This is a genomic window from Caballeronia sp. (genome assembly GCF_049581465.1).
Taxonomy (GTDB): Bacteria; Pseudomonadota; Gammaproteobacteria; order Burkholderiales; family Burkholderiaceae; genus Caballeronia.
On record NZ_JBAUSA010000766.1, the window covers coordinates 1 to 8,956 of the forward strand.

7 protein-coding genes and 1 pseudogene are annotated in these 8,956 nt (G+C 61.5%); 7 read left to right on the plus strand and 1 reads right to left on the minus strand.

From position 1 onward, the window contains the following. Positions 1 to 258 (minus strand): annotated as a pseudogene (locus tag WCA53_RS18900) (benzoate 1,2-dioxygenase large subunit); the annotation flags it as partial. Between the two features lie 203 nt (positions 259 to 461). Between WCA53_RS18900 and WCA53_RS18905 the strand changes: the two are divergent. The 7 genes from WCA53_RS18905 to WCA53_RS18935 all read left to right on the plus strand — a co-directional run. Next, complete coding sequence (locus WCA53_RS18905) at positions 462 to 1,394, plus strand: LysR family transcriptional regulator (protein ID WP_423914005.1); 933 nt, start codon at positions 462 to 464, stop codon at positions 1,392 to 1,394. A gap of 217 nt (positions 1,395 to 1,611) precedes the next feature. After that, complete coding sequence (locus WCA53_RS18910; RefSeq protein WP_423914007.1) at positions 1,612 to 2,457, plus strand: N-acyl amino acid synthase FeeM domain-containing protein; 846 nt, start codon at positions 1,612 to 1,614, stop codon at positions 2,455 to 2,457. Between the two features lie 181 nt (positions 2,458 to 2,638). After that, positions 2,639 to 5,677, plus strand: a complete 3,039-nt coding sequence (locus WCA53_RS18915) for an EAL domain-containing protein (protein ID WP_423914010.1) — start codon at positions 2,639 to 2,641, stop codon at positions 5,675 to 5,677. Positions 5,678 to 5,801: 124 nt separating this feature from the next. Further along, positions 5,802 to 6,785: an AraC family transcriptional regulator gene (locus WCA53_RS18920; protein ID WP_423914014.1), complete on the plus strand. Its 984-nt coding sequence runs from the start codon at positions 5,802 to 5,804 to the stop codon at positions 6,783 to 6,785. A gap of 104 nt (positions 6,786 to 6,889) precedes the next feature. After that, on the plus strand, positions 6,890 to 7,462 hold the full coding sequence (locus WCA53_RS18925) for a carboxymuconolactone decarboxylase family protein (protein ID WP_423914019.1): 573 nt from the start codon (positions 6,890 to 6,892) through the stop codon (positions 7,460 to 7,462). Continuing rightward, complete coding sequence (locus tag WCA53_RS18930) at positions 7,459 to 8,574, plus strand: acyl-CoA dehydrogenase family protein (protein WP_423914022.1); 1,116 nt, start codon at positions 7,459 to 7,461, stop codon at positions 8,572 to 8,574. The genes WCA53_RS18925 and WCA53_RS18930 overlap by 4 nt, the downstream gene beginning before the upstream one ends. Continuing rightward, positions 8,571 to 8,956, plus strand: a 386-nt coding sequence (locus tag WCA53_RS18935; RefSeq protein WP_423914025.1) for an ATP-binding cassette domain-containing protein, incomplete at its 3' end; no start/stop codon positions are given. The genes WCA53_RS18930 and WCA53_RS18935, both read left to right, overlap by 4 nt.

The following is an 8,956-nucleotide window of genomic DNA, read 5'->3' on the forward strand; positions in this document are numbered from 1 at the left end:
GCCCTGGCGGTTGCGGGCGATCACCACCGGCTGCCGTCCGATGGTCGTCGCGTAATAGTCGTTGTTCGCGGGAATCTGGCTCTCGTGCGCCAGATAGATCCAGTTGCCCTCGAAGATGTGCTGCATCTCGAGTTCGAAGAGCGCTTCATCGGTGAACGCGCTGCGATGCAGACGATAATCACCCCGCGCGGGGTCCTCTACCAGATAATCGTCAATGTGCCTGAGCGTCGGACTGCGGTCCGGATAGATTGGAATCAAGGTTTGTCTCCTTTGAATAGGATCAGCGGTGCGCGTGCGCTTCTGCTCTCTTGCGCTCTTCTTTCCGGGCTGAGCGCTCGAATACAGCAATGCTCAATAGGTATAATTCGGCGCTAAAAGCAGGTGTAAACTGAGAATAATTGAGGCACGATTGCACGGTCCAACACTGATTTAGTATCGAACTATATTCAAAAGGTATTGCGATGGAACTTCGGCACTTACGCTACTTCGTCGCCGTGGCCGAGGAGCGCAATTTCACGCGCGCCGCGCAGCGCCTGCACATTGCCCAGCCGCCCCTGAGCCGGCAAATCCAGCAACTCGAAGAAACGCTTGGCGTCCAGTTGTTCGAACGCACTGCCCGTCCGCTCAAGCTCACGGATACGGGCAAGTTCTTTTATTCGCACGCGGTTCAGTTGCTTGCGCAGACGGCCGAACTCGAATCGATGACGCGGCGCGTCGGCAATATCGAGCGAAGTCTTTCCGTGGGATTCGTCGGCTCGACCTTGTATGGAATGCTGCCGAAGATCATTCGGCGCTTTCGCGACGATCACACCACCGTCGAACTCAGCCTCCACGAGATGTCGACGATGGACCAGATCAGGGCGCTCAAGGACGGGCACATTGACGTGGGGTTCGGCCGCATCCGGCACGAAGACGCGAACATACGGCGCGTCGTGCTGCGTGAGGAGAAGATGATTGTGGCGCTGCCGCAGGGTCATCCGTTGTCCGCGTTGAAACCCGTGCTCTCGCTGCAAGACCTGGTTCACGAGACGCTGATCATTTTCCCCAAGGCGCCACGCCCAAGCTATGCCGATCAGGTGCTTGCGGCATTCCACGACCGTGCCCTGAAGCCGCGCCGGATCTATGAAACACGGGAGGTGCAGATCGCACTGGGGCTCGTCGCCGCGGGAGAGGGGATCTCGATTGTTCCGAGCAGCGTCCACGGACTCAAGCGTGACGACGTGAGCTACAAGGAACTAGACGATCCGAGCCTTGTATCGCCGATCATCATGAGCATGCGCAAGCTTGACGAATCCCAGGACCTCCGCGAGATGCTGGAACTCATCTACCGCTTGTACGAAGAAGAGAAAATAGACTACGTGCCCGTAACGGACGAGGAGCGTGGGCGCTCGTGATGCTTGCGCTCCAATCGCAGCATGACAAAGCAGCAGGCTGAGCCTCGTGAAAAGGTACACCGCTACGCAGACGATATAGTAAGTATCGCGAATCAACCCCTCCCTAACACATTCGGTCCTCAGCCGCTCACCGTACCCGCCAAAAACTCAATCGAACGTCCGTGCGAAGCTCCCGCTACTGCCGCCACCTGACGGCAGCTCAACCCGGAGCTAAAAAATGCACGAAGCAAATCACACAGTCCAAGCAACCCGTTTCTCCACCCCGTCATATTTACCGCCAGCGCCAGCGGCTCAGCCCAACGCGGCCCGCTCCACGCGGCCGTCATTCATTCGGCACGAAGCGCGCCTGCCGTTCACAGTGCGCGTCGTAGCCGACGACGAAGCGCTCGAACGCGCCCTGAAGATGCGTCAGGCAGCGTATCAACGGCACGTGCCGGAATTTGCCCGAACGATGGACCAGCCGGAATCCTACGACCGCGAGCCCGGCGGCCTGGTGTTTCTCGCCGAGTCGAAGCTCACCCGCAACCCCGTTGGCACCATGCGCATCCAGAGCAACCGCTATCGCAGTCTCGCGCTGCAAACATCGGTTGCCCTGCCCGAATGGGTCGCAGGCCGACTAGTCGGCGCAACGCGGCTTGGGGTGGAAGCCGGCGAGGCGGGACGCATGGTTAAAACTGCTCTATTCAAGGCGTTCTATTTATACTGCATGCAAGAGCAGATTGACTGGATGGTCATTGCCGCGCGTGCTCCTCTTGACCGACAATACGCCGCGATGCTTTTTCGCGACGTTTACGGTGAAAAGGAGTTTATTCCCCTTGCTCACGCTGCCAACATCCCGCACCGTATCATGGCCTTCGAGGTCGGCAACGCAGAACGGCGCTGGCACGAATCGCGTCATCCACTCTATGATTTCATGGTGGCGACGCATCATCGCGACATCGACTTGAGCGCGGCGCCTTCCCTGCACTGGCCCGACCCGGCACGCGACGTGCGAAGCGAACCGGGCGAACGCGGTCTGCTGAGCCAGCCGCGGGAGGAAACCGATGTCTGCGTGGCCGCCTGAAGAACAGAAGTAGAAATAGAATTAGAAACAGGATTAGAAGCAGCGGTAGAAACGGCGTCCCAAGGGCCGCCTCCGTCTTCGGGCGGAGGCGGTTTTTAGCGAGTCAGTGCCCGTCGCGCAAGCGAACAGCACGCGCGGGTGGGGACCCAACGCCGCCACGCACATTGACGGGCATGAAAGAATGAATTGGCTTGAACCAAAGAAATACCGGACCGGAGCCCCTAAGAAAGGCTTCACCATCGACACATTTTCGTTTTTGTTTTCCTACTATGCGGTGCCCGTCGCCATCGGCATTTTGTCGCTGATCGTGCTACTGCATCCGGGCGGTCCCGCGGAAACCGAGAACGCCACGCCGCTCTCCATGCGCGTGCTCATCGACCCCAATAGCCAGCTCAGCGTGGCCGATGCGGTTGCCGCGCTTCATACCAGGCCCCTGCAGGATCGTTACGACACCCACTTGAGCGAAGCGCCGACCTGGTTCACGATCGCCATGCCGCGGCCGGGCGCTTCTGCTTCTGCCCCCGATTCCGCCGCGCCATCCCAGCCGGACGCCATCCTCTTCCCATCCCGGCATTTGCGGCAGCTCACGTGCTACGACGCATCCACGCTCCTGCCTATTGGAAGCGTATTGAAAGATCACTCGTCATCAGGCAGCCTCGCCCATTCGGGCAGCGGCATCGCGGTGACGTCAAGCCCACGTGACGGTGTAGTGTGCCGGGCGCTCTTCAGCGGCCCAGCGGTCCACACAGCCTTGCGCCTGTCACCCGGCGAGCTCAAGCAAACGAATGACCTGTTTCATCGCCATTCCGGGCTGCTTGAAGGCGGTCTGGTCACGCTTGCGGCATTCGTTCTCATTACTGCAATCATCAATCGAGACTGGGTCTACGTGCTGTTCGCCGCGTGGCTGTTCGGCAATTTGCGGCTCGGCGCGATCTCGATGGGCTGGGACGAACAATGGCTCGGGTCACCCCTCCCCTCCGACTGGGTTTCGCTGATCCGCAAGATTACGGTGCCGGTCTATTACATCCTGACCTGGACGCTGTTCCAGACGCTCTTCAAAAACGACCTCGCGCGGGTCGGGTACAAGCGCCTGCTTCGCGCGATCCAGTGGCTGGGGCCAGTACTGCTGGTTGCATCGATCGTGCTGCCGGTCCACTTCTACTTGCCGTTGATGTGGACCATTGCGAGCTTTTCGATTGTCGTGGTGGTATTTATTCTCGGGCGCCTTCTCACGGTCGCGCCATCTAGAACCGCGTTCTGGTACAGCGCCGCGCTGGCCCTCGCCCTGCTCGCAAGCTTTTCGGAGGTCGCGTCGGCGGCCTTCAAGACGCGCTTCTTTATCCCTGCGTTCAACAGTGTGACCGCGGCTCTCGTGTCGAGCCTGATGGCCGCGCTAGCGATTGCCGAGCAAATGCGAGCCGAGCGCTCCGAACGGTTGCGTGCCCAGGCCGAGGTGCGCCGCGCGTACGAAGTCACGCCCGTCGGACTGTTCACGCTTGGGCCCGACGGCAGCTTTGCGCGTGTCAATCCGGCGCTTGAATCGATGCTCGGCATGACGCGCGACGACCCACGCCGGCATTGGGACGACTACTTCGAGGCCGGGAGCTGGCAGCCGATTTATACGCAGGCGATGCAGGCAGGCGCGGTCGAGTTCGAAATGACGCTGGACGGCAGACTGCCCACGCCCGATTCGGAGCCGGCTGAAAGCGGCGAGCTGAGCGACCATGAGGACGGCGTTGCCGCGCCGCCTTCAGATGGTACTTACGTGAGGCACTATTTGATCAAGGCGGCTTCAGCCGGCTCGCAACTGGAAGGCTCCGTGCAGGACGTCACCGAGCGACAACAGGCTATTCATACACTGAGCTTCCTGGCCGACCACGATCCCTTGACCGGCGTGCTGAACCGGCGCGGCATCGACAAGTGCATTTCAGATATCACCACGGCAGCCGGAGGCCAGACGGCACCGCTGGTCATCGCCTATATCGACCTCGACCGTTTCAAGCTGATCAACGACCTGTTCGGCCATCACATTGGCGACGAGGTGTTGAAACAGGTCTGCTCGCGCATTCAGGCACGGCTGCGTCCCGCCGACCGCGTATGCCGGATCGGGGGCGATGAATTCGTGATCTTGTTCCGCGATACGCCGCTCGCAATGGCCGCGATCACGTCACAGCAAATCGTCGAAGCAATCGACCACGAGCCCTATCACATCGGCCAACGGGCGTTCCATGTGCACGCATCGGTCGGGTTGATCGAGTCGCCTGCGGACTTGCGCGCGGACGAAGCCGTCTCGGCCGCCGACAGCGCCTGCCGTGAAGCCAAGCTCAACGGCAACGGGCGCGTGGTGGTGTACGAGAGCGATGCGCCGATGTTCGTCGAACGGCATCGCGAACTCAGCCTGATGGAGCGCTTCAGCGGAGACTTGCCCCTGAGCGGCCTCTTTCTCGAGATGCAGCCGATCATGTCGCTGAAAACACCGTACGACACGCTCGACTTCGAGGTGTTGCTGCGCATGCGCGGCCCGGACAACACCGTGATTCCACCCGTGAAAGTTATCGCTGCAGCGGAGGCCAACGGCACCATTTCCGTCGTCGATAAATGGGTCATGGAGACCACGCTACGCTGGCTTGACCGCAACCTTGCGCAGCTGTCGCGCACCCGTTTTGTGTCGGTCAACGTCAGTGCTGCATCGCTAAACGATGAACGCTTTGTCGCTGAAGTCGGCGAACTGCTGCAGCAATATCAGCATGTGGTCCCTATCGTGTGCATCGAAATCACGGAAGGCGTGGCGTTGCGCGACTTGAATAACACCCGCAGGCTGATCGACCGCGTGCAGCGTCTGGGCGCGAAGGTCGCGCTCGATGACTTCGGCGCGGGCTACACATCGTTTCCTTATCTGACTGAACTGCCCGTCGATGCGCTGAAAATCGACGGCAGTTTCGTGCGGCGTATCCGCGAGTTTTCGGCGCATGCGGCAATCGTCGAAGCCATTGTCGGGCTGGCGCGCAATCTCGGCATGCAGAGCATCGCGGAATGGGTCGAGGACGCGCACACCCTCGACGTCCTGCAAACGATGGGTGTCGACTATGTGCAGGGGTTCGCGATCGCTCGTCCGCAGTTGCCGGAGGTCATCCTCACGGCGACCTCGGCGGCCGACTTCATTACCGATCCAGAGATTCTCGCGCTGATCGGTCCGAGGACCGAGGCCTATGCGTCATAGCGTTTCGCTCAACAATGCGTCGATCTAGCGCAAACGCGTATAAGGATCGAACGAAAGATTCTTTGCTTTGCAGGACGGTCACGGGTAGGTATACGGCTCGACTGCCGACTATGCCTCAGACTCCATGCAAAACCACACAGAAAAGATCGCCGACTGGCTGCTAGCGGGTCTCGAACTTAAAAGCACGCTCTTTCACGTCTGTCAATATTGCGGGAACTGGCGCGCGTCTACGGCCAATCATCAGAAAGCCAGCTTCCACGTCGTGCTGCACGGCAATTGCTGGCTGCACCTCCCTGCGCGCCCGGGCCACGCTGCGGAAAGCATCCGCCTGGCACAAGGCGACGCGGTCTTCCTGCTGCACGACATGCCGCATTGCGTGTCGCCGTTCGCCGACGCGCCGCCAGTTGATGAAAGCGGGCCGACGGGCACGATGCAGAAGCTGCGCACAGCCGCGTCGCCGCAACAACCCAGCGTTGGCATCGCCTGCGGGTTCTTCGAGTTTCGCTCCGGCCTTGACAATCAGCTCCTCGCGCTGATCCCGGATTACATCGTGGCCCGCCATGCCGCCGAACCTGACGGCCCCCGTGCGGTGTTCGACCTGATCCGCGCGGAAGCGCAACTTCATCCGGATGCGCCCTCCCCGCTGATCGCGCGCCTGACCGAACTGCTTTTCTTCTATGCGCTGCGTCAGGTTGCGGCGAGCGACGAGATCGCTCCCGGCCTCTGGTCGCTGATGCGTCGCGCGGAGTTCGCGCCGCTGATCACGGCGATCATCGATACCCCGGCCGAGCGCTGGACGACGGACGCAATGGCGAGTTTCGTCCACATGTCGCGTGCACGTTTTTGCAAACAGTTCGTGGAAGCATGCGGCCAGCCGCCCGCGCAATTCGTCACGCTGGTTCGCATGAAAATGGCGGCGGCAATGCTTCGCACGGGCACCACGACGCCCGACGCTGCCGAACAGGTCGGCTATCAATCCGAGTCGGCGTTCTCACACGCCTTCAAGCGCGTGACCGGCGAGCAGCCGGGCGCTTATCGGCGAACCCGCACGCAAGAGCCGGCGGTGTCGACTGTTTCCATCGGTGCAAATATGGGCGCGCTGCATTGATCTGCGCTCAACGACGAGACAAACGCGCATGAATGGCAGACGTGCGCGCATTGCCAGATCGCTGACCCACCCTGACAATGCAGGCTCGACTAAGAGGAACCATCATGAGCCGCCTGCCCCTGCAAACCGTTGAAAGCGCACCCGAAGCCAGCCGCCCTTATCTTGAGAAGGCGTTGGCGAACAATGGCTATTTGCCCAACCTGGTCGCATCGCTGGCGACCGCGCCGACTGCCCTCGAAACCTATCTGACCGTTGGCGGGATCAATGCCCGCAGCGGCCTGACGCTCGCCGAGCGTGAGACCATCCAGATCACCGCAGCGGCGATTCACGGTTGCGGCTTCTGCGTGGCCGGGCATACGGCACTTGCGTTGAAGAAGGCGCAACTTGATGCGCCCGTGGTCGAGGCGATCCGTGAGCAACAGCCGGTAAGCGATGCGCGTCTGGACGCCGTAGCCGTGTTCACGCGCGCGGTGATCGCCGCACGCGGCGCGGTATCGGATGATGCGCTGAACACGTTTCGCGCGGCCGGCTTCACGGACGCCAATGCGCTCGAAGTCGTGCTCGGCGTCAGTCTTGCCACCTTGTGCAACTTCGCCAACAACCTCGCGCAAAACGAACTCAACCCGGAACTGGCTGCATACCGTTGGGAACCCAAAGCGAAGGCGCACGCAGCATGACCTCGATTGCTCTGCAGGCCGGCTCGAACGAACTTGAGACGTGGCTCGACACGCACGCCGAAGCCATCGACACAGAGCAGGAACTCGCTTCCGAGATCCTGCCCCGGCTCGGCCGCGCAGGCGTATTTCGTATCGGTGTGCCAACGAATCTCGGCGGTACGGATGGCACGATTGGCGACGCAATCGAGGCCGTGGCGAAGGTAGCCGAACACTCGCTCGCAGCGGCATTCGTATTCTGGGGGCAGCGGACTTTCATCGAATATCTGCTGCAAAGTTCGAACGAGACGTTGCGCACGCGCTGGCTCGCTCCCCTGTTGAGCGGCGAACTAGCCGGCGCGACAGGGTTATCGAATGCGATGAAATATTTGTCGGCCATTGAACCGTTGCAGATGAAAGCGCGACCGCTCGATAGCACCGGCGCTCACGCACGATGGACCCTGGACGGCGGCTTGCCGTGGATCACGAACCTGCGCCCTGAAGGCTTCGTGGCCGCAGCCGCATTCGATCATCATGCTGCCGAGGATGATCAAGTCCCGCCTTCTATCTTCGCTATTCCACACGACGGCGCCGGAGTCGTGCGCAGCCCCGATCTCGACCTGATCGCCCTGCGTTCGAGCAATACGGCCGCATTGCACGTGGGGGGCACCGTGCTGGACGACACGTACCTGATCACCGCCGATGCCCCTGCGTGGCTCGCAGTCGTGCGCCCGAGCTTCCTCGGACTTCAGTGCGGCATGTCGATCGGCCTCGCGCGACGCTGCCTCGCGGCAGTCGGTGAAGCGGGCGCCGGATCGCGCGCCGCCGTGGAGGACGAAGCGGCGCATCTGGCGCGCGAACTCGACGGTTTGACGCGTCGCTTGAAGGATGGCGTGGGCAACGGGACATTTATCTCGGAGCCTGCCGCGTTGTTTGAGATTCGCATCGCGCTGGCGGACGTCGTGGAGAAGGCAGTCGGCCTCGAAATTCAGGTGGTCGGCGGACGCGGCTATTTGCGCGGACAAAGCGGCACGGCGCGACGCACGCGCGAAGCCGCCTTCGTGCCAATCGTTACGCCGAGCCTTGTGCAACTTAAAAACCAGCTTGCGCAACATCGCAAGGCACTCGCCGCATGAGCAGTCACGCTCTCACAGATCGGCCGCTTGTCGAGGCGCGTGGCGTTGGCCTGACCTATCCTGGGCGCACCGTACTTCAAGGCGTGAACCTCAGCGTTCAGTCCGGCGAACTCGTGTCGGTGCTGGGCCCGAGCGGGTCCGGCAAATCGACGTTGTTGCGCATGCTTGCCGGGCTGCTCAAGCCGACCTCGGGCCAGGTTTTCGTCGATGGCGCTCCGCTCGACGGGCCCCGTCCCGATGTCGCACTCGCCTTCCAGGACCCCTGCCTGCTGCCGTGGTTATCGGTCGAACGCAACGTGGGCTTTGGCCTTGGCTTCTCGCGGCAACCGGCGCTCTCGCGTGCCCAACGGCGCGAGCGGGTAACGGCGGCACTGGATGAAGT